Source organism: Pseudoalteromonas sp. 2CM28B (assembly GCF_023161935.1).
The window spans coordinates 102,280-127,027 of record NZ_JALNTH010000003.1 but is presented as its reverse complement, the minus strand read 5'-3'; the positions used below and the strand labels follow the sequence as shown (position 1 = coordinate 127,027).

The following is a 24,748-nucleotide window of genomic DNA, read 5'->3' as shown; positions in this document are numbered from 1 at the left end:
AAGGCGTGGAAATTAAAAATAACACGGTAGTAATAACCGGTGGCGCACAAGGTTTAGGCTTTGCAATGGCGCAAAAATTTGCCCTTATGGGCGCTAACATCGCACTTATAGATATGGCGCAAGAGCTGTTAAACAACGCATGCGATCAACTAACGCAGCTTGAAGGTGTATCTGGCACTATTAAAGGCTACGCCGCAAACGTAACTGTTGAGAGCGAAGTAGAAAACGTATTTAATACTATTAACAGCGATTTTGGACACATTGGCGTGCTTATAAACAACGCCGGCATTTTACGCGACGGCATGTTTATAAAAGCAAAAGACGGCAAAGTGGTTAAAAAAATGTCACTTGAGCAATTTCAATCAGTGATTGATGTAAATCTCACTGGCGTATTTTTAGCAGGGCGCGAAGCTACAAGCCACATGATTGAATCAGGCAAAGGCGGCGTAATAGTTAATATGTCGAGCGTAGCGCGCGCGGGTAATATTGGGCAAACAAACTACGCAGCTTCAAAAGCAGGCGTAGTGGCACTTACAACCACATGGGCTAAAGAACTAGGTCGATTTGGTATACGTGTAGGCGCTATTGCTCCAGGCGTAATAAGCACCGCCATGACCGACGCCATGAAACCCGAAGCCAAACAGCGTATGCTTGCAGTAACACCAGTAGGGCGCTTAGGCGAAAGCGACGAAATTGCCCATACTGCACAGTACATAATCGAAAACGACTTTTTCACCGGTCGCGTGGTTGAAATAGACGGCGGTATTCGTTTGTAAACCGAACTAGGTTAAGATTGATTTAAAAAGCATGGCGCTTGTGGGCTGTGCTTTTTTGTTTTAAAAATGCCTAATAAGAGTGGCTTTTGAATCACCTCTTTAAATAATAAGCTCAACGCATTTAAGGCTTGGTTTGAGTGTTAGGAGCCACTTTTTTTGGTTGACTAAGTGATTCAAAATAAGTTCGGCCTCATTATTTCCCATTGTTGTTGGGTGCCTCATAGAATTAAATCGAATAAACGAAGCTACCCAGTATAAATACGCTTTAATGGTACTTTTAGTATAACGCTTTAGATACATTTGTTCGGCTATCATAGTTAAAAAAGGTGATTTCATGATATTAATCTCTAGTAAAAATTAACTGTATATATAGACAGCGCTTGTTGTTTTGTCCAATATTACTGATCTCCACCATTTCGGTGTATTTGTGCATTGATTAAAAATATTCTCCAGTTAACTAATTGTTTACAGGTGTTTATTTGATGGTTAAGATAAATGCACTGTAATATATGGACATTTGTCGGTTTATAAAACGACAAATGTCGTAGACAAAATTGTTAAGTGCACTTATGACTCCACCAGAAATACATATACAATCTTATTTTTCATTAGAAACTGATCTCGCGGCCTATTTCAGTGATTGGTCAGAGTTCGTAGAGGGCAAGGAGTATGATGTACTTCTTCGCTCGAATAGTGGTGAAGAAGTCACAACGAAATATATTGTAGAAATCGAAGACGGGCACGAAGATAAATTTGTTAGAGTAAAAGGCAACAAAAATGGTTCTTTATTTCAAAGAGTCTTAGGTGCAACTTCATACCAATTAGCTCAACATAGCGATAATTTAATGGTGCATAAATGGAGCTAAAACACTTAACAAGAAATTTAAAATGGACGGCTTGTAGCCGCCCTTTAATTGAGCGTTAGGGTTACAAGGATAGTTAACATGTATAAATCTAGCCAAAAGGTACTCAATAAAGGATTAAGTCCCTTTTCCAGAATCTTGCTTGGTAGCACTTCTGGCCTTTTTGGCGTTGTCATGATTTTAATTGCGCCCGATATGAGTAAGCCAATAGCTATTTATGGGTTTGGTGTTTTTTGCTTTATCATCTTTGTAATGTGCGTCACTAGTGGCAAGATACGTAACTATTTAGGACGCGCAATCGGACTTATCGCATTTTGCTTATCCATTGTATATTTTCTGAGTCAATTGGGTGAGGGCCAATTAATATCAGGGCATAGATCCAAGCCATCTATTTTCAATGCTGTATTGTTTTTCTTTGCTTTCGGCTTCCTTGGTATTTGGTTCGCAGTTAAAGGTAAGTTCCGTGTTGATCATAAAGGATAAGCTCCTGAGCAGTTGTAACCCTAACAACCCAATCAACACACTCACTTCGTTCGCTGGGACGCATACACGCGGGGCGGCTTCGCCATTATGCCCCACATGTCTGCGCCCGTTATTGGGAAGTTATATGTTTAGGGAATGCACCGAGCATGGATGATAAATTTAGAGAAGTAGTAGAGCGATATTTAGAAAAGGCCATTGAAATTGAAAGTGAAACTTCAATGGCTCAAGCGAGCTCATCTATGCTATTTGCGACAGCTTGCTATAACGCTCAAAGTATTATTGCTAACTCATCTCCAAACGAGCTAGATGCAAATATTTCTGAGTATATTGAAATGTACGAGGACATGCTTCGAAACTCTATTGAGCATTATTCAAGTAAATAAACATATAACAAGTGACTATGGTGTCAATTCCTAATTTTAAACCAATTTAGGATCCCACATGACACCATCTCGCACCATTGAATTTATGATTACTACCAGCTTTCGTATGCACGCAATTATAGCTACTTTTTTAGGCTTTCCTGCTTTGACCATCCGTTGATAAAGGTCTTTAAATTTAGAGTTGCACTGAATGGCTGACATCATTGCCATATACATGGCAGTTCTAATTTTAGGTCGGCCGCCACGTATCATTCGCTTACCTTGATACACACCACTTTCACGATTAAATGGGGCTACACCCACTAAAGAAGCTGCCTCTTTGTTGTTCACATAACCTAACTCAGGCATATCACTAAGCAAGTTAAATGCGACCACATTGCCAACACCAGGCACACTTTGGATAATGGCATTTTTTGCTTTGTATTCGTCACATTCCTCAATCAGTTTTTGAAGTTTTAAATCGACTTTATCTATTTGGTTTTTCAGTGCAGTTAAGATAGGTTTTATGAGTGATGATAGTGTTTTTGGCATTATTTGAGAACGATTTTTCTCCATCGTTTGCATACCCATTAACTGGCGTCTTCTCGAGAGTAAATCACTCATCAAGCGCATTTGCTCTGACTTTAAAGATGATAAAGGCGGTTTAATTGCTTCACCAAAGTGAGCGATAAGTTGTGCATCAAGTTTATCAGTTTTAGCTTTTTGTCCGATAGCGCCTGCGAAGCATTTATGTTCACAGGATTAGCAACAACGAAGGGAATATTCGCCTCAGCGCAGGCTATAATAAAAGGCTGTTCAAGACGACCAGTCGCCTCAATAGTAACACGCGTTACTGGGTGTTTTTTTAAGATTTGAATGGCGTGTTTAATGCCACTTTGGTTATTTTCTACAGTAAAATAAATGTCTAAAGGCCTGATATAAATATCGAGTTGTGTTTTACCTGTATCGACACCGACGTTAATTTCATTTTGATTATAAAAAAATAAATTAGACACCCAACTTAAATTTTGCTCTTTTTAAAATTGAAGACTACGTTTTAATCAGTGTAAAAAACGAGCTGGGTGTCTTATGGCAATTGCAAGAAAGCGACAAGTAAGTTTGGTTGATACAAAATACTACCATTGTATTTCACGGTGTGTTCGTCGTGCTTTTTTATGTGGGGAAGACCGTTTTACTGGTCAATCTTAAGAGCATCGACGAGGATGGGTTGAAGATAAGTTGCTTGAATTAGCTAAGGTATTTTGTTTTGATGTATGCGCTTATGCCGTAATGAGCAATCACACCCATTTAGTACTGTATGTAGATGATAAAAAAGCAAATAGGCTGAATGATAAAGCGATTGTTATTCGCTGGCATAAACTCTGTAAAGGCACATTGTTAACGCAAAAATACATATAAGGCGAGAAGCTAAGTAAAGTTGAACTCATCTTTTTTAATCAAACGGTAAATCAATACCGAGAGCGCCTATCAAGTATCAGCTGGTTTATGCGCCTATTAAATGAAAATATAGCGCGTAGAGCAAATAAAGAAGATAACTGCACAGGGAGGTTTTGGGAGGGTAGATTCAAATCGCAAGCTTTACTTTATGAAGCCGCAATTGCAGCGTGTATGGCCTATGTCGATTTAAACCCCATTAGAGCCAAGATGGCTAACACGCCAGAAGAGTCAGACCATACCAGCGCTCAAGTACGCTTAATATGCGCAAAAGAAGGCAAGCAGCCGAAACAACTACTTCGCTTTGCAGGTTTGCCACGTCAAATTATGTCTAAAGGGATGCCGTTTGAGCTTAAATCGTACCTTGAACTCGTTGAGCTAACAGGGCGAATAATGCGAGAGGATAAGCTTGGGCATATAAATAATATGGCCATTCCTTTGTTAGAAAGGCTTAATATATCGCCAGAAAACTGGTTAAAACTTACCACACAATTTACGCGCGTATTTCATGGTGCAGTAGGGAAGCCCACTTCACAAGCAAGTTACTGTGAAAATTTAAAGCGCAAACGGCGTTCAAATATTAGCAATTGCGAAAAGCTACTCGCATAAATTAAAAATTACTCAGTAAAAATTAAAACTGCAATCTTGCAGTTATTTTCATGCGTGTAATTCAGGTTTTGGAATGCTAATGACTTCTTTAATGGATGAAATACAAGTGACTCATGGTTTATTAGCTCGCCTTTTTTTAGTCAGTACAAAATAGTTATCGATTTTGCTATTTGTACCCTTAACTAATAAGGCCCTAGAGGTTTTTAAAAATTGGATTGTTATTTAAAATTCTCTGTTTATTTAAAATACGGATCTAATATATTTTCAATACGATAGGATTTATCGTTTTTTTAACAAAATTATAGAATGTAGATTATTCTGAAGAATAATGCGTGTGTACAATATTTAAACTTTTTAATCCCTTTATTATCAATCTATTGCACTATATATGTTGCTTAATGAAAATATACAATATTTACAAGCCTATTCTATAGGTGTAGTATTTTTAATGATTTATTATTATTTTCACTAAACAACAAGGATCTGTTTATGCACTTATATGAGGAACAGTTTTTAGAAGAGCATGATTACCCACGAGTTTCTAAACCTGCAAAAGTGCTTATTATCGCATCAACTGAACGTTGTGGTAGTCATATGCTTGGTCATGCTTTACATAATACGCATGCGTTCGGTTTTCCCCTAGAATATGCCAATCCTGCTAATTTAAAAAAATGGAAAGAAAAATTTAAAACCGATGATTTTTATGAGGTTTTAGATGAGATACAAAAACGCAGAACATCACCCAATGGGGTATTTGGAATAAAGTTACATTATCAGCACATTGAAGAATTTGGTGGATTTGAACAATTAGTTAATTATTTTCCTGATGCTTATTATGTTTTGTTATCAAGAGAAAATGTGCTTAATCAAGCTGTGTCTTTATCAATAGCAAGCCAAACTGGGGTATGGATTGCGGGGCAAGAGCCTGTAAACGAAAACCCTGAATATGATTACTCGAGTATTGATAAAAGTCTTAAAAGTATTATTAAAAATAACTCGTCTTGGCGATATTCTCTCGCGGCGAGTGACTGTAATTATATGGAAATGAATTTTGATAATGTCAAAAATAATTTGGATAAGACTATTTCTGATATAGCTAAATTTATGGGTGTTTCAGTAAATGTTGAAGATATACCTACTGAACAAGTTACGAGTAAACAAAGTAATAAGCTAAACAAAGAATGGGAAGAACGTTTTTGCTCAGAGTTTAACTTATCAAGTAAATTAATTCCTGAACAAAAACCTGAACTTATAAAAAAGATTAAGAAAAAGGTTAAGAAAGTGTTGTCTTAATTTGTATATTTATAGGTTAAGCGATTTTTTCCTCGTGCTTTTTATATTTAATGGCCCATTAGTAAAAATATACTAGTGGGCCAATTTAATGATAGTCACTTTTAGATAAACCTTTACTGCACTAATAGCTCTTTTCTTACTATTTCCGCGCCTTTGCTCAATGCATTAAGCTTAGCGTTCGCAACTTCGCGCGAAAGCGGGGCCATGCCGCAGTTTGTGCAGGGGTAGAGTTTGTCGGCATCTACAAACTGTAGGGCTTTGCGTAAAGTAGCGGCTACTTCTTCGGGTGTTTCTATTTCATTGGTGGCTACATCAATAGCGCCTACCATTACTTTTTTACCTCTGATCAGTTCAAGTAAGTCCATAGGTACGTGTGAGTTGTGACACTCAAGTGAGATAATATCAATATTTGATTGCTGTAATTTAGGAAAAGCTTCTTCGTACTGGCGCCATTCATTGCCAAGTGTTTTTTTCCAATCGGTGTTGGCTTTAATGCCGTAGCCATAACAAATATGCACAGCAGTTTCGCATTTTAACCCTTCAATTGCGCGCTCTAAACAGGCAATGCCCCAATCGTTTACTTCATCAAAAAATACATTAAACGCGGGCTCATCAAATTGGATAATATCAACACCTGCGGCTTCTAGTTCTTTGGCCTCTTGGTTGAGTATTTTGGCAAATTCCCAGGCTAGTTTTTCGCGGCTTTTGTAGTGGTCGTCATAAAGTGTATCTATCATGGTCATTGGGCCGGGTAGTGCCCACTTTATAGGTTGATTAGTTTGCGAGCGCAAAAACTTAGCGTCTTCTACAAATACAGGTTTTTGGCGGCTAACAGGGCCCACTACGCTTGGTACACTTGCATCGTAACGGTCGCGTATTTTTACCGTTTTTCGTTTTTCAAAATCAACACCGTTTAGATGCTCTATAAATGTAGTTACAAAATGTTGGCGTGTTTGCTCGCCATCGCTCACTATGTCAATATCAGCGAGTTGTTGTGAGTGAAGTGCAATGCGCAGGGCGTCTTTTTTGCCTTCAATAAGCTCGTTGTTTTGAAGCTTCCACGGCGACCAAAGGGTTTCTGGCTCTGCAAGCCATAAGGGCTTTGGTAAACTGCCAGCTGTAGATGTAGGTAATAATGTTTTCATAATAAGAGTGACCCTTTATTAAAATAAGGTTAAACGTTTGCTGTTGTAAATTGCTCAAGCACTGATTTATACGGTTTTATAAAATGCTCTTCAGCAAACTTGCCTTGCTCGGCGGCTAATTTACTGCGCTCATCTCTGTCGTAAATAATTTGCGTGAGCGAGTGGTCGGCATTTTTTAAATTAGGCTTAAAGGCGTTACCCGCTTTGGCATTGGCGTTATAAATTTCTGGGCGATAAATTTTTTGAAAGGTTTCCATTGTGCTAATGGTGCTTATTAGCTCAAGGTTGGTGTAATCGTTTAGTAAGTCACCAAAGAAAAACAAGGCAAAAGGTGCGGCACTATTTGCAGGCATAAAGTAACGCACCTGTAGGCCCATTTTTTTAAAGTATTGCTCTGTTAACGAAGATTCGTTTGGTTGGTATTCAATACCTAAAATAGGGTGCTCGTTGGCAGTGCGATGATAGGTTTTGTTATCTGACACACTAAGGCATATTACCGGTGGTTTTTTAAAGTGTTGCTTATAGGTGTTTGAGCTTACAAACGATTGAAATAACTTACCATGCAGCTCACCAAAATTATCGGGAATACTAAATTGTGGTTTATTTTTATTATGTTGCTGAAGTAACACGCTAAAGTCGTAGTCGCGAACGTACGATGAAAAGTTATTACCAACAATACCTTCTATGCGCTTGTTTGTTTTGGTATCAATAATATTCGTTTTTAATATTTCTATAGAAGGAAAGCTTTGGCTGTTTTCATCTAAACCAATATCTACAGAAATAATCTCAAGCTCTACACTGTAGCGCTCAGCGGTTGGGTTATCCCAATTAGCAAGGGTGTTAAAGCGGTTGTTGATCATATTTAGCGCTTTTCTTAAGTTTTGTTGGCGGTGTTCGCCTCGTGCTAAGTTTGCAAAATTAGTGGTAATACGGGTGTTTTCAGCGGGTTGGTAGTTTTCATCAAGGCGCTGACTTTTAATATTAAATGTAATGTTTTTACTCATGGTGACTCTATCCATATTGTATATTTAAAACCTGAGCCTTTAGCGTGCCCAAAGGGTGGTTTTGTAATAAACAGGCTTAATGCTTATAAGCGCTGGCCGATGGATAATTTATACGTTGATTGGTGCTTTAATAAAAACGGTTTAATTTCACATAAAACATGAGTTTGATTCATTTATATAAATTAAATGTGTTACTGAGAGAACATAAACCTGTATTTAGGCATCTAAAAAAATAGTGCAGCGTATAATTTATAGGTGTTTAGACGTCTAGATGTGTTTGTTGTAGTAAATTCACGTTACGCATTAATAAAATTCAGGCACGGCTGTAACCCTTATTTTAATTAACGCTTAAAGTTACAGTTTTAAAAATTACTGTAGTTTTACGGAAAGTTTTAGGCACTTATTAATTAAAATAGCGGGTAAAAGGGAGTGGTTTTTAATGCAACAACTAACAATAATACCTGCAGGCATCTATGTGTTGTTCATCTAGGCTTAGTTACACTGATTTAACTAACTTGATAATAATAAAGTACATTATGTACGGACACTAAAATAAATGAACAAACTAAAAAATCTCATTACTCAATTTATAGTGGCAATGCAAAAGCGACCAGGGCTATTGGCTGTATTGGCGTTTTGCTCAGGTGTTGCAAGCTATGTAATGGTTGATAGAAAAGAGTCGTTCTCGCAAGTTATTGCCATTGTTTTACTGGTGAGCTGGTTTTGGTTGATCATCGACAATTGGCTACGCGATAAAGTACAAGAGCGCTTTGGGGTCGCCGTATCTCCTAATGTAATGCGCTTTGCACTGCAAATGGTGCAACAAGAAAGCCTATTTTTTGCGTTACCGTTTTTTTTAGCGGTTACTCAGTGGGATCACCCACAAGCACTCTTTACATCGCTGATTATTATATGTGCCTTTATATCGGTAATAGATCCATTTTACTATAAAAAGTTAGCTAAAAACCGCACGCTGTTTACAGTATTTCATAACTTTGCATTATTTGTGGTTTTGCTTGTTACGCTACCTATTTTATTAAACCTAACTACGAGCCAAAGCTTAGCAATTGCGCTTGTAACCTCAGTGCTTATTACTTTACCTAGCTTAACAAACTTAATGCCTGATGCGCGCTGGTGGCGTTTTCCTATTTTAGTTTTAATCTTATGTGTAATAAGCGCTGGGGTTTGGCAGCTTCGCAGTTATGTTCCGCCAGCAGCCCTGCGTTTAACCGATATTACCTTGGCACACAAAGTAGATGTTGAGCATAAAAAACCGCTAGGTAGCATTGATACTCTTGATTTATATACACTTCATCATGAAGGGTTATACACATGGACCGCAGTAAAAGCGCCAAGAGGCCTAAACGAAAAAATATTTCATGTATGGATACACAATAAAAAAGAGGTCGACAGAATTACGCTCAATATTAATGGCGGGCGAAAACAAGGCTACAGAGCATGGACTCATAAAGTAAATTTTCCGCATGATGCTAAAGGTAAGTGGCAAGTAAAAGTGGTAACTGAGTCTGGGCAATTAATAGGGCTTACGAAATTTATTGTTACACCTTAACGCTATAAATTCGCTGATAATCAACTATAGATTTGATACGCTGTTTTTACATTACTTAATGGATGAGTGTTATGAGCATTGCTTTAGATATTGTTATGTGGCTAATGATAGAAACCATTTTAGGGTTTATTTTGTACTCTACCGGCTGTGCAATTTTAAACGTATTCACCTTTGGTAAGTTTAAAGCTGACATTAAAGATTATATGAGCTTTAAGGCAAATAAAGCTAAAAACGTTTACCTAATATGTTTAGTTGGTTTTAGCTTTTACGCAGCGTTAATTGGTTTTGTTGCTTACCTAAGCCAATAACTTAGGTTTATAACTATATGAAGTTTAATAATCTATTGGTTATAGCGGGGGTTTTAAGTTTTATAGCGTCACTTTTACATATTACCTGTATTTTTGGCGGCCCTGATTGGTATCGCTTTTTTGGTGCTGGTGAGCACATGGCGCAGTTGGCTAAGCAGGGAAGTACGTATCCTACCTTTGTTACTTTAATTATATCAGCCATACTTGCTATATGGGGCATGTATGCGCTCTCTGGCGCGGGTGTTATTTTAAAGCTGCCTTTTTTAAAAACGGCTTTGGTATTAATAACAGGTGTTTATTTACTAAGGGGGATAGCAGGGTTAATCGCTCCTTTTGTAACAACCAGTCAGTTAATTCATCACAACTCCATTGTATTTTGGATTGTAAGCTCAATTGTATGCAGTATTTATGGGCTGTTTTATTTATTAGGTACACTTAAACTTTTCCGAACACATACCTCATTAACCTTATAAATTAAACACAGCGAGCGCTAAAAATAGATTTTTCACAGCTCAGGTTAATCAAGTTATTTACTATGTAAGGAGCAACATGAGTCACGATCACAGCCATCATATTAGTCACTATAATCGCGCGTTTGCTATAGGCGTTTTACTCAATCTTATATTTGTCGTGATAGAAGCCGGGTACGGTTTTTTTGCCAACTCCCTCGCGCTTTTAGCCGACGCAGGACATAACCTAAGCGACGTGGTTAGTTTATTACTTGCGTGGGGGGCAAATGTTTTGGCAAGTAAAGCAGCTACCGACAAGCGCACCTTTGGCTATAAAAAATCAACGGTGTTAGCGTCTTTAATGAGCTCTGTTTTACTTATGGTTGCCCTTGCTAGCATAGCTTGGCATGCCATAGAGCGTTTTGAAAATCCCCAGCCGGTTACAGGCATGACGGTTATAGTGGTTTCGCTTATAGGTGTGGTAATTAACACATTAACTGCGTTGTTGTTTGTGCAGGGGCAAAAGCACGATTTAAATATTAGAGGTGCTTTTTTACATATGGCGGCCGATGCTGCGGTGTCTTTAGGTGTGGTAATTGCCGGCATTGTTATTTTATTTAAAAACTGGCAGTGGGTAGACCCTGTTGTAAGTTTGAGTATTGTCGTGATTGTGTTTATTGGCACATGGGGATTATTTAAAGACTCGCTCAATTACGCCACAGACGCCGTACCCAAAAATATTAGTATAGAAAAACTAAAGCAGTATTTTTTAAGTATTGAGCATGTAACAGGTGTGCATGGGCTACGTGTATGGCCACTAAGTACCACAGAGTCTGCGCTTATTGTTCACTTAGTAACTGACAACAACGCATTAAATAACGACTTTTTAATTGAAGTACAGCACCATTTACATGACCACTTTGACATTGAACACGCCACCATTCAAGTTGAAAGCAGCCAAGGCAGCGCAGGTTGTATGTTTAACCATGGGCATGCTCATGGTTAAACGTTAATTGGTTTTAAAAAATTAACCCTGATAGCTTGTAACAACTTAACGAAAAAATGAGTAGTAGCACGGGTAATATAACCACATTTAAAAGTGTTGAGTTGGTGTATTTTCCCATGACTGATTTTTGATTCACTAACCACACCAAGTACGCGGTAATGATGGGCAGTAGTAATCCATTTGCAGCTTGTGCAAATATAATTACTGCAACAGGGTCAAGCCCCAGTGAGGCCACAAATGCACCAAAAGCTAAAATAGTAATGGCGACTGTTTTAAAACGGGTGTTACTCATTTCGCTTGACCAACCAAGCATGCCACATACCGCATACGCGCCTGCTAATGGGGCGGTTATTGCGCTGGTTAATCCTGCGGCAAATAAGCCAATAGCAAAAAAGTAATGCGCTGCTTCGCCAAGTAATGGCTCAAGTTGCACGGCCATATTTGCTGCACTAATTTTACCGGCATCGGTGCCATAAAAGGCAACAGACGCGGTTGATAAAATGGCAAGGGTGATCACCCCACCGAGCGTAATTGATAAACCTGTATCTAAGTTAGTTTGTTTAATAACAGTGTCTTTATCACTTTTAGAATGATCTTGCGCTGCCAAAACACCAGAGTGCAAAAATAAGTTATACGGTACAATGGTTGTGCCAATGAGGGCCAATACCGTTGTAATTGAGCCACTTGGCATTGTAGGTATAAACCCAGCGAGGACTTTAGCCATTGGTGGCGCAGCCATAATTAGGGTAGATATAAATACCAGGCTCATAAGGATCACCAGCAGTATTAATGCATTTTCTACCACTTTGTGCTTACCACTGTATAAAAGAATAGCGCTACATACAGCAATTAACGGCGTCCATATTTGTGCACTTACCCCTGGGAAAATACCAACTAGCCCCATACTTGCACCACTGAGGTTTCCGGCTTCATATGCAGCGCTACCTACACCAATAGCACTTATTACTAAAAAACTAGCAAGCGCTTTAAGATAAGGGGTTTTAATGTGTGCACGTAACGCTTGTGCTAAATCTTGCCCTGTTGCTACTCCTAATCGAGCAGCCATAGACTGCAACAAAATAGTGGCAATAACCGAAAAAAGTAATGTCCAAATTAATGCAAACCCAAAGTTTGCACCGGCAACACTTGCCGTTGTGATTGTTCCGGGGCCAATAAATGCGGCTGTTACAAGTAATCCTGGGCCAAATCGCATACTGTTACCTTAATATTTGCTTTTAAATTTAGAACAACGTTTTATTATGTTGAACCTAGATTGCTGCCACTTTACGTGCCATGCAGCGAGAGCCCCACCTTGGCTAATTAACCTTAAACTCTGGGTAATTATTTTAATATGATTATCAAAAAGCCGCGTAGGATACCAACTTATATATAGATTTAAAGAGCCAAACGCTTACCTGCTTGTTAATTGCACAATATGCGCGAGTTATATTTATAAATCAGCCATGTGCGTTGCTGGTTTCATATTTTTATCCTACCTTATAGATTGTAAAATGAGCAAGTTACTTAGTTTTTTAATGATGTGAGCCATTTTTTAAATAAATTGTTTAAAAAGGCATCTTTTTATTGCTGAGCTTCGTTAAATAGCACTACTATGCGCAACTTTTTGGTTTTGGACCTTTTAATGAATACTAATTTAAAAATCTTTCACTTGATCTGTATTATGTCGCTGGCTTTAGGTCCGAGTAAAAGCGCTGCGAATGAATTGCTACACGAGCTTGAGGTAGGTGTAGGCGGGAATATAAAAAGCGTTGCACACCCTGACCACGCAAATGAAAAATTAAATATTCATATTCATCCTTTATGGGAAAGCCATTATGTGACAGAAGGGCGCGATAACTTGCCCGGTAGCGCTTTAGTCTCTATTGCGGGCGAAATAAATTACAATGACTTTACGTTTATCCCTTGGTTAGCAACAGACACTGATAATGACTACGATGAGCTAAATTTAAATGCGATTTAATCGACTGAGCTTGCAGAGCACCTAACTTTGTATGCAGGTTACAACCATATAAAAGCACGCGAGGAAGGAGTAAATTCCCATGATAATGAGCTTAGCCTAGATATAAGCTATGCATATGATTGGGATATACATGCAATGGCGAGTATTTACCACTCGTTATCGCTCAGCGGCTCTTTTATAGAGCTGGCAATTACAAAAGAGTATGCATTTAGTGATTTAATGCGATTGGAGCTGCAAACTGCGGCGGGTTTTAATAGTGGTTATGTAAGTGATGGCCACAATGGCCTTAATAACGTAAAACTTGCTGCTAATTTATCTTATCAACTATTAAATAATGTCATGCTATCTGGCTATGCCAGTTACAGCGTTGCAATAAACAAAGATGCTGCACACTATAGCGGTGATGAGCATTTACGCTCCTTATTTTGGGCAGGACTTGGTGTTAGTTATCAATTTAATTAAGTGGAGATTAGGCGTTAGCATTAAAGCGTAAGTGATGGGTGCCACCCTTATTAATTTTTGTTTAGAGTGCTAAAAATTGTGCAAACAAATAAAAGTCTCGCATTTTTAATATGTTTTAGGTTTAAGGTATAGTGGGTACAACACTCAATTAAGGAGGCTTTTATGAAATTTTTAGTTTTTTTAGGCACCGTTCGAGATAGCACACCCCCTAAGCCAGCACGATTAGGAGAGCGAGTAGCTGAGTCATGCCTCAAATGTTTAAACCAGCGCTACAGCGAGCACGAGTTTGAGCTTATAGACGCGCTCGACTTTCCTTCAGAGGATGTATTTAAACCTCATTTTGCCTATGCAAAAAGCCAAGCTCCAGCACATTTAACAGCCTTAGCAGATAAAATTACCCAAGCCGATGGCTATATAATGGTAAGCCCAGAGTACAATCATAGTATGAGCCCGGCATTAGCTGATTTGCTAAACCATTTTGGCAGTTCTTTGTTCTCGTATAAGCCAAGCGCTATTGTCACCTATTCGGCAGGGCAATGGGGAGGGTTACGTGCCGCAATTAGTTTACGTACCTTTTTATCAGAACTTGGGTGTTTGCCAGTCTCTGCAATGGTTCATGTACCAAAGGCACAAGAGGTGCTAAATAGCGATGGTTCAATGCAAGAGGGCGAAGAAGAAAAATCGTGGTTTAATTATTATTCGCGTACTTTTAGCCAACTGATGTGGTGGGCACAGGCGAGCAGCCAACATAGTAAAAACGTAGATCCCCACGCTATGTTAAAAAGTTTTAAAACAGCGCCATCTCAGCGAAATGCACCTTAAAAAATGTATTAAGGTGCGCTTTTATATGTGCACTGTTTTTATATACAGTGTTTTGCTCGGTTAAAACAATAAGCTAATTGATAAGCGGGCTGTGCGAGGCTCAATAGGATGAAAGTGATTGTCTTCTACACCTTGTGCAGGCTCGCCCGGTAAGCGCGAAGCGTAGTAGTAATCTATATCGTGATCGGTACTATCAAATAAATTCAGTAGTTCAAAATCGACTTTCCAGTGAGTTTGTTTATAGCTAATAGCACTATTTACAACCGTTAATGGTTCAGAGCGAATATCACCCGAGTCAGAAAGCATCCGTTTACCAATATGGCGCACTCTAAACGATGATTGCCACAATTGCGTTATATGCCAATTTAAACCTGCACTTGCAACAACAGGTACTGCGCCTTCTATATAGTTTTTGTCAGAGTTTATATTTAATCTTGAATGAGTAAACGAGGCTTCCATGTCTAGACTAAAGCGCTCATTAATCCAATAATACGCGCTTAGCTCTAGACCATAACGTTTTGATGCATCACTGGGCTCTGTATTACCCGCATCACCTACAAATAAAAGCTCTGAGTCGAGTGTAAGCCACCATAAAGCGGCGGATAAATTAACGTTTTGATCATCGGCAAAACGCAGGCCTAGTTCAGCACCTTCACTTTTTACCAGTAAATCTACTTTTTCGGCATTTTGTTGGCTAACAGGGTCAATATTAATGGTAGTGCCGCGGGCATCGTTTGAATGAAACGACTGCCCCCAGTTTGCATAAGCGACTAACAAATCAGTAAGTTTATAATTTAAACTGCCTTTAAAGCTTACTAAGTCATCGTTTGCTTTGCCCGAATTTACCCGTGTAATACTGCTAACATCGGTATCAAAATAGTCGTACCGCACGCCTGCAGTGGCCTCTAATTTAGGTGTGAAAAGTATTTTTGTTTGCCAATAACTCGAATAGCTTGTTTGTTTTATTGCATCTTGTCTTATTGTATTGAGTCTCTCTCGCGCTTTAGTGTTATAAAGTCCTACCTTGTCTATATCGTCATGGCGAACCTCAAGCCCTGCAGTGTGCTGCATATTTAAACCTGCAGAAAGGGAGTCAAATTGATAACTTAGCTCACCACCATAAATAGTGCGGCTATCTTGTTGGTTAAACTGATCGCCATTTATAGGGTCGTTTAAAAAATAGCTAAAGTTAGAAAACAGCGTTAAATCGTAATCTATGGCATAAATACTGGTTTTTATATGCTTGCCTTGCCAAACACTTGATAGGCTATAGCGACTCGAACTCCCCCCAAGGGTGGTATCAAGCGACCCTAAGGGTGACGTTATATTTTGTGACACTGCGCGCTGTGGAATTTGATCGGCTGATTGCCATGTGTTGTCGTAAGCCATTGCTGTAATAGATAAATCTCCATTTAAAGCTTTGCCAACATAACGAAGTAGGGCATTTTTTTTATTTACGTTTTCGTTTATATCATCCCATGGGCCATCGTAGCCTTGCCACTCAGCTGCTGCTATTAACTTGGCATTAGATACATCAACTGCACTAAGCACTACTGCACGTTTATAGTTATCTTCACCAATGCTTAGCTCTATTTGCTTGTGCTTTAAGTTATTAGCTAAATTAAATTGCGCACTCCCAGCACTTGAAAAGTCCCCTTGTGTAGCGCTGTATGATCCTTTTTGGTAATTAATAGTTGAAATAGCTTCTGGAATAATAAAATTAAGATCGGTATAACCTTGCCCGTGTCCATGGCTTCGCATATTTATGGGCATGCCCTCAATGCTGGTGGCAAAGTCGGTGCCATGATCTAAATTAAAGCCTCTAATAAAGTATTGATTAGCCTTACCCGAGCCACTGTGTTGTGTAACCGCCATGCCTGGAATAAGCTCTAACATTTCGGCGCTTCTGAGCATGGGGCGCTGCTGTATTTCTCCCTGACCAATAATACCGCTTGAGGCACTGATAGACTCGCCAATTAAACCATTTCTATGTCCATAAACAGTAAGGGTCTCTATATTAGCGTAGGTGCTAATGCTATATAACGTGCTCAGTGTAAGTAAAGCTAATCTCTTCATCGCTAAAATCCCTATGTATTTACTATCTAAAATAAGCAGATAGTTTAAATACGGCTTAGCTAATCGATTGGATGCAACATTTGTTAGCAAGGTGTAATAGTGCATGTTTAGCACTTGGCTAGTTAGCTCTTTAGGTATTAGTAAAAACTACCTAGTGAGTATTGTAATCTGGCTATATAACACTAATAATCATGTGGCTAACTCACTATTTAACCTATAAAACAAAGAGCCTGTATTGAAAGCCAAAGAAATTCGCAATTTTTATATTAACGAAGAGCAATCTGTTTATTTGCTGTCACATAGAGATGCCAAAAAACACCGTCAATGGCTTAATATTTGTATTAAACAACTGAGTGCGCTTGGGTATAAAAATGTAGAGATGATTGGCTCAGGGGCGTTTGGGTTTGTGTTTGCTGGCAATGACGAAAACGCCTTACCTTGGGTGTTTAAGTTCTCGCGTATTACGCTTGCCCAAAGCGTACGCGACCGCCTAGAAGACGAAGCGTATATGCTCTCGCAAATTAATAACCCCCTAGTGCCCACCTTTTATGCTTTTGAGCGTATAAAAAAGCAAGGTATTTTAATGATGGCCCGCGCCATTGGAGAAGACCTTGAAAAAGTATCGCTAAAAAAAGGGCGTTTTAGTGCCGCCCATATTATGCAATTAGCGGTGCGGCTGCGTAATGTATTAATAGATTTGCGTAATCATAAAAATGGTTTAACCCCTAAACCTATAGTCCACGGCGATATTAAACCTTCTAACTTAGTATGGGATGAGCAAAGCGATGCGCTGTCTTTAGTTGATTGGGGAAGCTCTGTTTACGCACAGGTTGATAGTAAGGGTGAGCCTATAGCCAGTAATTTTATGGATTTAATGTCGGGAGATTTAAGCACTACTAATGCCAGGATGGGCGATGTGTATTTTATAGGTGATGCGCAAATGTCGGGTGAGCAGTCATCACCACGCTTTGATGAACAAGGCGTGGCTTCTACTTTATATGCACTTGCCTCCGCTCAGTCGTGTCGTTTTGGTGCGCAAGCCATTCCTGCAAGCTCGCTTGGCTTACCCAAAGAGCTTGCCAATGTAATTGATGGCATGCTGTCTAAAAATAAAACCATACGCGATGGCGCAGGCGATTACTTTATCCGTAACATTACCAAAATGGCTAAGGCGTATTTACCTGAGCTTAAAAAAGCGGAGCCTCGTCCTGCTATTCCGTATTGGTTTGGTAAAGGCGATAAGCCCGACACCGTAGTATATAGCTCGCGAAAACAGTTTTTACGACAAGCCGATCATAATCAACAATTGCTTGATGTAAACGATGCTCAATTAGACCGCTACTATAAAGAGTTTTTGTTTGATACCGGCGATACCGAAAAAGCCTTTTTGGCCTCTATCAGCCGCCTAGCTAAATATCCGGTAGTGGGTGGATTGAGCTTTCATTGGAAAGATGAGTCGTTGTTTGTTGAGTCATCGCTTATTATGCATGATGAAAGTTTAAAAACAGCCTTTACCGATGCCATTAATAATACCGTGATGCTTGCACAAGCAATAAGTCAAAAAGGTTTATTTAAGTGTTGTTTATTTGATGCGCGTAAAACTATTCAGTTAGAGCGAGATGGAACCGGGGCGTTTAAGTTTGATAACCTCCCTGAGCTTGATTATGAAGTTGTCAGTATGAAGGCAAACGAAATTGCACGTCCACATTCTTACTTTGAAGATGGTAAAGACCCTGATGAGCAGCTGCAACTGCCTAAAAAAGTGATTAGATGCGTGTTTGAGCTAAACCAAATTCATCATACTGGCTGTATTATATTTGAAGCCCTGCCAGATAGAATGAAAATACACCATTACTATCGCTTACTCGATGAAAGCAAAGAAGTAGAGTTTAAACGGTTACTTAATAAATTAATGCAGTATGCAGTTAACATTACTGATGTAGGGGTAGCAGGATTTATGAAGCTTCCTTATAAAAACACCCGCGAATTTTCGCTTTGTGAAAAACAACCAGAGAATTTCTTTCCTAAAAATCCAAAATTATTAGCGCAATAAATTAAAAAAGGGCAGCTTAATATTAAGTCTGCCCTTGGCTACTTAATTGTTAGTTTAAAACACTGTGCTAAAAGGCGTACGCGGTGTTAAGGCAAACTGATTAGTCATTTTTTGCTGTTTGTTAGTGGCGGTAATGTGGTACTTATTTAAATCAGAATTTTGACTAAATAACCTTACGTTTAATTTTAGCTGTGCGCTTATATCGGGCACTGTATATCGGCCCGTAATCGTTATGTACTCAATGTTATTAGTATCAGTATGCGACACTTCAGGGTTTAGTAATAAGCCCTCTAAAGAAAACTTATAATGATGATCGTTTAAATAAACCCCTCGCATTATGGTTTTGCTGATTTGCTTTTTATGGGCGTTGAATTCATCCATAGATACTTTTTTATTTAAATCATCATCAAGGTTATTAAATGCAGAAATAGGCAGCGAGAGCACAATAAAGGCATGGTTATCAATCACGTTTAATGTTCCGTGTTGAGCCACCATTAAATGTGCATAAACAACCGGTGCTATAACAATGTTGGCCACTAAAATAAGCGCAACAAGTGCTTTTTTATGTAATTTCATCATGCTCACTTTGCCTATAAGTAAATTTATAGCTCGCCTTTAACACAGCGTTGAAAAAACGGATAAGTATCGGTTGCATAGTAATGGTATATGCCTTGTGGAAATTCAGGGGTAACACCAAAGCGCCCGTTACACTCATCTAAATCGCCAGAGCCAGCTACATACTCCCAATCTTGTGCAAAAGTTCCCAGTGGATAAATATCGGTAGAAGGGCGGTTATCGCTCACAGTACTAATATGTTGGTAGCTACCTGTCATCACTTTAAGTGACGAACTTGCATCATCTGCGGTGCTATAGCCATAACGCGCATAAATAGGAAACCCATCAGCCGCCCATGCAATTAGAGTCATTGTTGAGCTGTTGCCGCCTCTAAGGGAGATAAACCCCTCAGGCATGCCATGATAATGATATGTGCCATCGGGCTGTACGTGTGCGTTGTTATCGTCAGTACCAAAACTAAAGGTATCTTGGCTTAGTGCTTCAATACTCCAGTTGCCACTGTTATCGCCAAGCGAGCAATTATCGCCAGAGTCATCACAACTGCCGCCGGTACCAGCATCAATTTTAACGCCATTTAGTACTATGCCTAACACGCCTCGAGGGCCGCCCATTAAGGTTGCTGTATCGCTTTGTTCAGGCGTTAACGTAAAGCTCTCACTCACTGTTTGCTCAGAAATAGTGTTTGGATTATCGGGGTTAGGAAACGTGCCCACATAATGATCGGGAATGCCATTAGCAACTACATCGCGTGTTGTACCTGTGCATGCCCAATCAGCAGAGCTGGTGTTTTGCACTGATGTTGAGTCGTTGTATTCATTGTAACTGTATTCACATAGCACTTGCTCGGTTGAGCTGGTGCCACTTGTTGCTGTTGTGCTGTCACTGCTTGAACTTGTACTTTCATCAGTGGCGGTTGTTAGGTTTTGCTCATCACTGCCACATGCAACAAGAGAAGAAATTGCTGCGCTTAATAACGAAATTTTTAATAGTTTAACTTTATTACATAGAGAGTGATTCATCATACACTGCCAATTAAGTACTAATTGACGCTATTTTTGATCTTAAATGTGCAAGCAATGTGCAAAAATAAATCAACATTGAGTATGTTTGTTAATCAGGTGATTTTACTTAAGCTGCATGTATTATAAAATCAGTGCATTAACAGCCTAAAGTAAAGAATGGTGTAATGGCAAAATCAAAACCTGAGGTGTCGATTCAAAGTTGTGGGATTTATTCTACTTGGGATAGCAAAAGTAAAGCATTGCCACAAATTGAGCAATTTACTACCAATGTAATTGCCAAGCTTGATGTTGAATTTGGTTTAATAATTAATATTAAAAAAGCAAAAGGCGAAAAACTTCACTTTTGCATCTATCACCCCGATATACCAGACAGTAATGGCGAAATAATGCCGCCCTTTGAAGGCGTTGAATACATTAAAGAGAACGACTGGCAGTTTTATTTAGGTGATACGCTGTGGGAGCCTATTGAAAATAAATTAGGTGATTGGCGAATGACACTCACCCTTAATAATAAAATTATTGCCGATAAAACATTTAACGTTGCACTTGAAGAGCAAGGCTCTGTTAATGATTTTTGGCGTAAACGAGGTTACTAAGCCCTAAAACTGCAGAGCTAAAAAAAGCCAATATACATTGGCTTTAAAAATATAACTTAACCTGAACTCTGGTTAAGAGATATACCAACATAATTTATCATGATGATCTTTAAGCTTAATTCTCTAGCCAGCGGTTTTCGGTGAAAACAAGGCGAATTTACGCGTCAATAGCTAGCCTATTGCAAGTAAATTCAACGCTGTTAGCGCTGAAAATAGCTGCTAGAGATAGATTTATTATCCAGAGTTGAGGTTAACTTAGTTACCCCACGGGTTAGTTGCATTTGAGCGTTGTTTTCGTGCCCTGGCGCGTTGTTTAGTGGCCTTTTTTTCCATAATTCGCTTTGCATCACTAAAACTTAATTCGCACGGCTCCCCCGGTTTATGATCCGCAGGAATGACTCTATCTCGTGGCGGTAATTCGTATTGCACGTCGTCGGGTTTAGGTAAGTTTTTAAGGCGGTATAGGTAAAAGTTATCTACCTTTTCTTGTGCCCATTGTGTTTTACGTAAAAACTTAACCGCCGATTTAATATCAGGATTGTTTTTAAAACAGTTTAATTGCAAATAAGCGTGTAGTAGCTCCCACCCATATTGCTCAACCAGTTCTTCAACCACTTGCTCTAATTTTACGCCTTGCAGTGGGTTATTACTGTAAAGATCTTGGTTGCTCATAGGTGTTGCCTCATTAATAAAAATACAAATGCCATTATAAATTTAATAACGAGGCTTTAATAGATAAAATTGCTTAACTTTGGCAATTAACAACTACGCGGCCGCGAATTTTACCTTCCATAAGTTGCTCGGCATTTTCGATTACTTGTTCAAGTGTAATTTCGGTTGAAATTTTATCAAGGTAATCGGCTTTAACTAAGCTTGCTAGTCTGTCCCATGCTTCTACTCTGTCTTTTTTAGGGCGCATAACGCTGTCTATACCAATTAAAGATACACCACGTAATATAAAGGGCGCTACAGAAGCGGGTAAATCCATGCCTTGGGCTAAACCACACGCAGTAACCACACCACCGTATTTAAGCGATGCACAAATATTAGCAAGTGTGTGGCTGCCTACCGAATCTATAGCACCCGCAAAGCGCTCTTTTTGAAGTGGCTTACCTGGGTTTGAAAGCTCATCGCGGCTAATAATTTGTGACGCACCTAGTTCTTTTAAGTAATCGCTTTGCTCCATTCTTCCTGTTGCAGCGGTTACGTTATAGCCTAGCTGATTTAATAAATAAATAGCAAAGCTGCCAACACCACCGTTTGCACCGGTCACTAATATTTCGCCATCACTTGGAGTGATGCCTTGTTTTTCAAGGGCAATAACACTCAGCATTGCTGTGTAGCCTGCGGTGCCAATTTGCATTGCTTGTTTTGGCGATAGCGCTGCAGGGAGGGGGATTAACCAATCACTATTAAGCGATGCCTTTTGTGCAAGGCCGCCCCAGTGTTTTTCGCCCACACCAAAGCCATTTAAAATTACATTATCGCCAACAGTAAATTCATCCGTACTTGTTTCACTTACTGTGCCCACTAAATCGATGCCTGGCACCATAGGAAAACTGCGCACAACAGGGCCTTTACCTGTAATGGCTAACCCATCTTTGTAATTGAGTGTGCTGTAAAGTACATCAAGTTGCACGTTTTGATCTGGTAGGTCACTTTGCTGCACTTCACTAAGCGCCGCAGCGTAGTTTTCGTCTTTCGTAATTACAATAGCTTTAACTGAGTTACTCATAACATATCCTTTTAGACCGATCGGTTTTTAATGGCTAAATAAAATGCGCATTAGGTAAGTAATGCGCGTAAAAACATTTCTGTATACAACGTAAGGGGTTTACTTGATTGGGTAAGTTTAGCTCGCATAACGGCGCCTTCCCAGCCAATCCAAAAATATTCACTCATAAGCTGCGTATCAACAGTTTTAGCAATCGTGCCTTGTTGCTGTGCTTCATTTAAACACAGCTCAACTTGCTGCTGCCATGCTACGTAGCTTTGTAGTAGGCGGATTTTAAATTCATCACTTAAATGATTTAGCTCTTGATTTAAATTGCCGACCAAACAACCGCGTTTGTACTGGTATTTTTGCATGCCCATAATGGCGCTTTGCGTAAAGTGAATTAAGCGCTCCAGGGGCGGTGTATTGCTATCGGTTAAATATTTTTTGAGCTTAGTAATAAAGTAGTCATCGTAGGCATTAACTAAAGCAATACCAAACGCTTCTTTACTTTTAAAGTAATGATAAAACGAGCCTTTAGGGACGCCGGCTTTTTTTAAAATGGTATCAAGGCCTGTTGCGCTAAAACCAAATTCAGTTAAGGTTTCTAGGCCAACCCTAATAAGGTGCGCTTTGGTATCGGCGTTTTCGCGAGGTATTTTAGGGGGTCTTCCGCGCCGTGCAGGTGCTTGAGCAGTATTCATTATAAGTAACCCCTAATAGCATTTTTTAAGTTAACCCATATTAGACCGATCGACTTTAATTAATCAAGCACAAATACCAATTGTTTAAAAATAAATCGTTAAAGCTGTTTTTTAAACAAAAGGGCAAATTGCAATAAAATTGTCATGATTACATTTTTGTTTGGAACTTAGCCAAAAAAGCTGTGTCGGATAAATAGGTCGTGTTAATTTTTGCTGGTTAAATTTGCAGTGGTGTTTGGAATTTAGATAAGGCGATAATGCACCATAAATACCAACTATATGCTGCCCATTAGGTGCTTTCATTAAGCAGTTATTTAATCGCTCTAATGGATATATTTAAATCAGCAAAGTAGAACACGCCTTAGCACATAAGTGCATTTAAGCGGTTAGATAGCCGTATTGTAAATTAAAGAAGCAGTAAGAAATGAGGTGGTACGACCACTGTGTTTTTATTAATGTTAAATTATTTTTGCATCAGCACGTTAGTTAATGTCAAACAAATTAATTAATTTTGCTATTTGAATTTAACATTTTTATTAACTATTCATTAAATGTAGATTTCACTAATGCTACAAAATTTATAATTAAAAAAGGTGAGGATATTACCGATGAAGAGACAAAAAAGAGATCGTTTAGAAAGAGCTCATTCTCAAGGTTTTAAAGCAGGTTTAGCCGGGCGCTCAAAAGAGCTATGCCCTTATCAGCAAATCGATCCTAAGTCAGAATGGTTAGGCGGTTGGCGTGAAGCAATTGAAAACCGAAACATGTATAAAACCTAATTCATCAAATAAGAATTAACGTAAAAAGGCCTCCAATTGGAGGCCTTTTTGCATACATTACTAATTTTAGAATGCGCTTGTGTCTTGAAATAAGCCCACTTTTAAATCTTTTGCTTCGTAAATTACGCGGCCATCTACTTCAACTGTGCCATCAGCCATGCCCATAAATAATTTACGCTTAATTACACGTTTCATATCAAGGCGGTACGTTACTTTTTTAGCGGTAGGTAAAATTTGACCGGTAAATTTAACTTCACCCACACCTAAAGCACGGCCTAAACCTGGGCCACCAGACCAGCCTAAGAAAAAGCCAACGAGTTGCCACATAGCATCTAGCCCTAAACAACCTGGCATAACTGGGTCGCCTTTAAAATGGCAATCGAAAAACCATAGGCTTGGGTCAATATCAAGCTCAGCTACAATTTGGCCTTTACCGTGCTCGCCGCCATCAGCAGTGATTGAAGTAATACGGTCCATCATTAACATGTTGTCGCTTGGTAAACGGCAGTTACCTTCACCAAACATTTCACCTTGACCACATAGGATCAAATCTTCTTTTGTATAGCTATTTTTAGGTTCCATAACACTTATCTTCGCTTAGAAATTGCCAAGTACTTTAGCGTACACTTGTACGCTAAAC

Annotated in this window: 26 protein-coding genes and 2 pseudogenes; 16 read left to right on the top strand and 12 right to left on the bottom strand. The window is 39.1% G+C overall.

Translation table 11 applies throughout. The annotated features are described in order from the left end of the window. Positions 1 to 5 precede the first annotated feature (5 nt). Positions 6 to 776, top strand: a complete 771-nt coding sequence (locus MTN96_RS05275; protein ID WP_248530899.1) for an SDR family oxidoreductase — start codon at positions 6 to 8, stop codon at positions 774 to 776. Positions 777 to 875: 99 nt separating this feature from the next. Here the strand turns inward: MTN96_RS05275 and MTN96_RS05270 are convergent, their stop codons facing one another. Continuing rightward, positions 876 to 1,076, bottom strand: coding sequence for a phage integrase N-terminal SAM-like domain-containing protein (locus MTN96_RS05270; RefSeq protein ID WP_248531051.1), 201 nt, complete (start codon positions 1,074 to 1,076; stop codon positions 876 to 878). A 269-nt stretch (positions 1,077 to 1,345) separates the two neighbouring features. Between MTN96_RS05270 and MTN96_RS05265 the strand changes: the two genes are divergently transcribed. From MTN96_RS05265 to MTN96_RS05255, 3 genes are all read left to right on the top strand, one after another. Beyond that, positions 1,346 to 1,642 (top strand): hypothetical protein, encoded by a 297-nt coding sequence (locus MTN96_RS05265; protein WP_131679654.1) that lies wholly within the window; start codon positions 1,346 to 1,348, stop codon positions 1,640 to 1,642. A gap of 78 nt (positions 1,643 to 1,720) precedes the next feature. Next, entirely contained in the window at positions 1,721 to 2,122 is a 402-nt protein-coding gene (locus MTN96_RS05260) for a hypothetical protein (protein WP_248530898.1), read from the top strand. 146 nt (positions 2,123 to 2,268) lie between these two features. Then, positions 2,269 to 2,505: a DUF3144 domain-containing protein gene (locus tag MTN96_RS05255; protein ID WP_024032218.1), complete on the top strand. Its 237-nt coding sequence runs from the start codon at positions 2,269 to 2,271 to the stop codon at positions 2,503 to 2,505. Positions 2,506 to 2,541: 36 nt separating this feature from the next. Here MTN96_RS05255 and MTN96_RS05250 read toward each other — a convergent pair. After that, positions 2,542 to 3,500: pseudogene (locus tag MTN96_RS05250) on the bottom strand (IS110 family transposase). 73 nt (positions 3,501 to 3,573) lie between these two features. Here MTN96_RS05250 and MTN96_RS05245 point away from each other — a divergent pair. Then, positions 3,574 to 4,548 (top strand): annotated as a pseudogene (locus MTN96_RS05245) (transposase). Between the two features lie 489 nt (positions 4,549 to 5,037). Further along, a complete protein-coding gene (locus MTN96_RS05240) occupies positions 5,038 to 5,841 on the top strand; it encodes a Stf0 family sulfotransferase (RefSeq protein WP_248530897.1) in 804 nt (267 codons plus the stop codon). A 113-nt stretch (positions 5,842 to 5,954) separates the two neighbouring features. Here the strand turns inward: MTN96_RS05240 and MTN96_RS05235 are convergent, their stop codons facing one another. Continuing rightward, positions 5,955 to 6,986 (bottom strand): methionine synthase, encoded by a 1,032-nt coding sequence (locus MTN96_RS05235; protein WP_248530896.1) that lies wholly within the window; start codon positions 6,984 to 6,986, stop codon positions 5,955 to 5,957. A gap of 29 nt (positions 6,987 to 7,015) precedes the next feature. Beyond that, on the bottom strand, positions 7,016 to 7,990 hold the full coding sequence (locus tag MTN96_RS05230) for a DUF1852 domain-containing protein (protein ID WP_004586506.1): 975 nt from the start codon (positions 7,988 to 7,990) through the stop codon (positions 7,016 to 7,018). Between the two features lie 556 nt (positions 7,991 to 8,546). Between MTN96_RS05230 and MTN96_RS05225 the strand changes: the two genes are divergently transcribed. The 4 genes from MTN96_RS05225 (at position 8,547) to MTN96_RS05210 (ending at position 11,323) form a co-directional block, all read left to right on the top strand. After that, a complete protein-coding gene (locus MTN96_RS05225; protein WP_054982489.1) occupies positions 8,547 to 9,560 on the top strand; it encodes a DUF5924 family protein in 1,014 nt (337 codons plus the stop codon). Positions 9,561 to 9,631: 71 nt separating this feature from the next. Beyond that, positions 9,632 to 9,868 carry a hypothetical protein gene (locus tag MTN96_RS05220; RefSeq protein WP_054982490.1) on the top strand — a complete coding sequence of 79 codons (237 nt, stop codon included), beginning with the start codon at positions 9,632 to 9,634 and terminating at the stop codon, positions 9,866 to 9,868. Positions 9,869 to 9,885: 17 nt separating this feature from the next. Further along, on the top strand, positions 9,886 to 10,341 hold the full coding sequence (locus MTN96_RS05215; RefSeq protein WP_054982491.1) for a hypothetical protein: 456 nt from the start codon (positions 9,886 to 9,888) through the stop codon (positions 10,339 to 10,341). A gap of 76 nt (positions 10,342 to 10,417) precedes the next feature. After that, the gene (locus tag MTN96_RS05210) at positions 10,418 to 11,323 is read left to right on the top strand and encodes a cation diffusion facilitator family transporter (protein WP_248530895.1); all 906 of its coding nucleotides are present in this window, start codon (positions 10,418 to 10,420) and stop codon (positions 11,321 to 11,323) included. A 13-nt stretch (positions 11,324 to 11,336) separates the two neighbouring features. On the opposite strand, the gene MTN96_RS05205 is transcribed toward MTN96_RS05210, so the two are convergent. Continuing rightward, positions 11,337 to 12,536: an Nramp family divalent metal transporter gene (locus tag MTN96_RS05205; protein WP_024032231.1), complete on the bottom strand. Its 1,200-nt coding sequence runs from the start codon at positions 12,534 to 12,536 to the stop codon at positions 11,337 to 11,339. Positions 12,537 to 12,965: 429 nt separating this feature from the next. Between MTN96_RS05205 and MTN96_RS05200 the strand changes: the two genes are divergently transcribed. From MTN96_RS05200 to MTN96_RS05190, 3 genes are all read left to right on the top strand, one after another. Further along, positions 12,966 to 13,304 (top strand): hypothetical protein, encoded by a 339-nt coding sequence (locus tag MTN96_RS05200; RefSeq protein WP_248530894.1) that lies wholly within the window; start codon positions 12,966 to 12,968, stop codon positions 13,302 to 13,304. A 27-nt stretch (positions 13,305 to 13,331) separates the two neighbouring features. Beyond that, positions 13,332 to 13,766 (top strand): hypothetical protein, encoded by a 435-nt coding sequence (locus MTN96_RS05195; protein WP_248530893.1) that lies wholly within the window; start codon positions 13,332 to 13,334, stop codon positions 13,764 to 13,766. A gap of 162 nt (positions 13,767 to 13,928) precedes the next feature. Then, entirely contained in the window at positions 13,929 to 14,588 is a 660-nt protein-coding gene (locus tag MTN96_RS05190; protein ID WP_054982492.1) for an NADPH-dependent FMN reductase, read from the top strand. Between the two features lie 60 nt (positions 14,589 to 14,648). Here MTN96_RS05190 and MTN96_RS05185 read toward each other — a convergent pair whose 3' ends face one another. Next, a complete protein-coding gene (locus MTN96_RS05185; protein ID WP_248530892.1) occupies positions 14,649 to 16,664 on the bottom strand; it encodes a TonB-dependent receptor in 2,016 nt (671 codons plus the stop codon). Between the two features lie 235 nt (positions 16,665 to 16,899). On the opposite strand from MTN96_RS05185, the gene MTN96_RS05180 reads away from it, so the two are divergent. After that, complete coding sequence (locus MTN96_RS05180) at positions 16,900 to 18,717, top strand: serine/threonine protein kinase (protein ID WP_248530891.1); 1,818 nt, start codon at positions 16,900 to 16,902, stop codon at positions 18,715 to 18,717. A gap of 54 nt (positions 18,718 to 18,771) precedes the next feature. Here the strand turns inward: MTN96_RS05180 and MTN96_RS05175 are convergent, their stop codons facing one another. Together MTN96_RS05175 and MTN96_RS05170 are read right to left on the bottom strand one after the other, a co-directional pair. After that, a complete protein-coding gene (locus tag MTN96_RS05175) occupies positions 18,772 to 19,296 on the bottom strand; it encodes a hypothetical protein (protein WP_248530890.1) in 525 nt (174 codons plus the stop codon). Positions 19,297 to 19,319: 23 nt separating this feature from the next. Next, on the bottom strand, positions 19,320 to 20,315 hold the full coding sequence (locus MTN96_RS05170) for a YHYH protein (protein WP_374274780.1): 996 nt from the start codon (positions 20,313 to 20,315) through the stop codon (positions 19,320 to 19,322). Positions 20,316 to 20,479: 164 nt separating this feature from the next. Here MTN96_RS05170 and MTN96_RS05165 point away from each other — a divergent pair, with 164 nt between their 5' ends. Beyond that, positions 20,480 to 20,911, top strand: coding sequence for a DUF3859 domain-containing protein (locus MTN96_RS05165; protein ID WP_004586517.1), 432 nt, complete (start codon positions 20,480 to 20,482; stop codon positions 20,909 to 20,911). 255 nt (positions 20,912 to 21,166) lie between these two features. On the opposite strand, the gene MTN96_RS05160 is transcribed toward MTN96_RS05165, so the two are convergent. The 3 genes from MTN96_RS05160 to MTN96_RS05150 form a co-directional block, all read right to left on the bottom strand. Continuing rightward, positions 21,167 to 21,583 (bottom strand): VF530 family DNA-binding protein, encoded by a 417-nt coding sequence (locus tag MTN96_RS05160; protein ID WP_248530889.1) that lies wholly within the window; start codon positions 21,581 to 21,583, stop codon positions 21,167 to 21,169. Between the two features lie 73 nt (positions 21,584 to 21,656). Then, positions 21,657 to 22,646 (bottom strand): MDR family oxidoreductase, encoded by a 990-nt coding sequence (locus MTN96_RS05155; protein WP_024032239.1) that lies wholly within the window; start codon positions 22,644 to 22,646, stop codon positions 21,657 to 21,659. Positions 22,647 to 22,696: 50 nt separating this feature from the next. Next, entirely contained in the window at positions 22,697 to 23,329 is a 633-nt protein-coding gene (locus tag MTN96_RS05150; RefSeq protein WP_054982497.1) for a TetR/AcrR family transcriptional regulator, read from the bottom strand. Between the two features lie 608 nt (positions 23,330 to 23,937). On the opposite strand from MTN96_RS05150, the gene rmf reads away from it, so the two are divergent. Further along, positions 23,938 to 24,108 carry a ribosome modulation factor gene (gene rmf, locus MTN96_RS05145; protein WP_004586522.1) on the top strand — a complete coding sequence of 57 codons (171 nt, stop codon included), beginning with the start codon at positions 23,938 to 23,940 and terminating at the stop codon, positions 24,106 to 24,108. A 66-nt stretch (positions 24,109 to 24,174) separates the two neighbouring features. On the opposite strand, the gene fabA is transcribed toward rmf, so the two are convergent. Beyond that, positions 24,175 to 24,690, bottom strand: a complete 516-nt coding sequence (gene fabA / locus MTN96_RS05140; RefSeq protein ID WP_004586523.1) for a bifunctional 3-hydroxydecanoyl-ACP dehydratase/trans-2-decenoyl-ACP isomerase — start codon at positions 24,688 to 24,690, stop codon at positions 24,175 to 24,177. Positions 24,691 to 24,748: the final 58 nt, after the last annotated feature.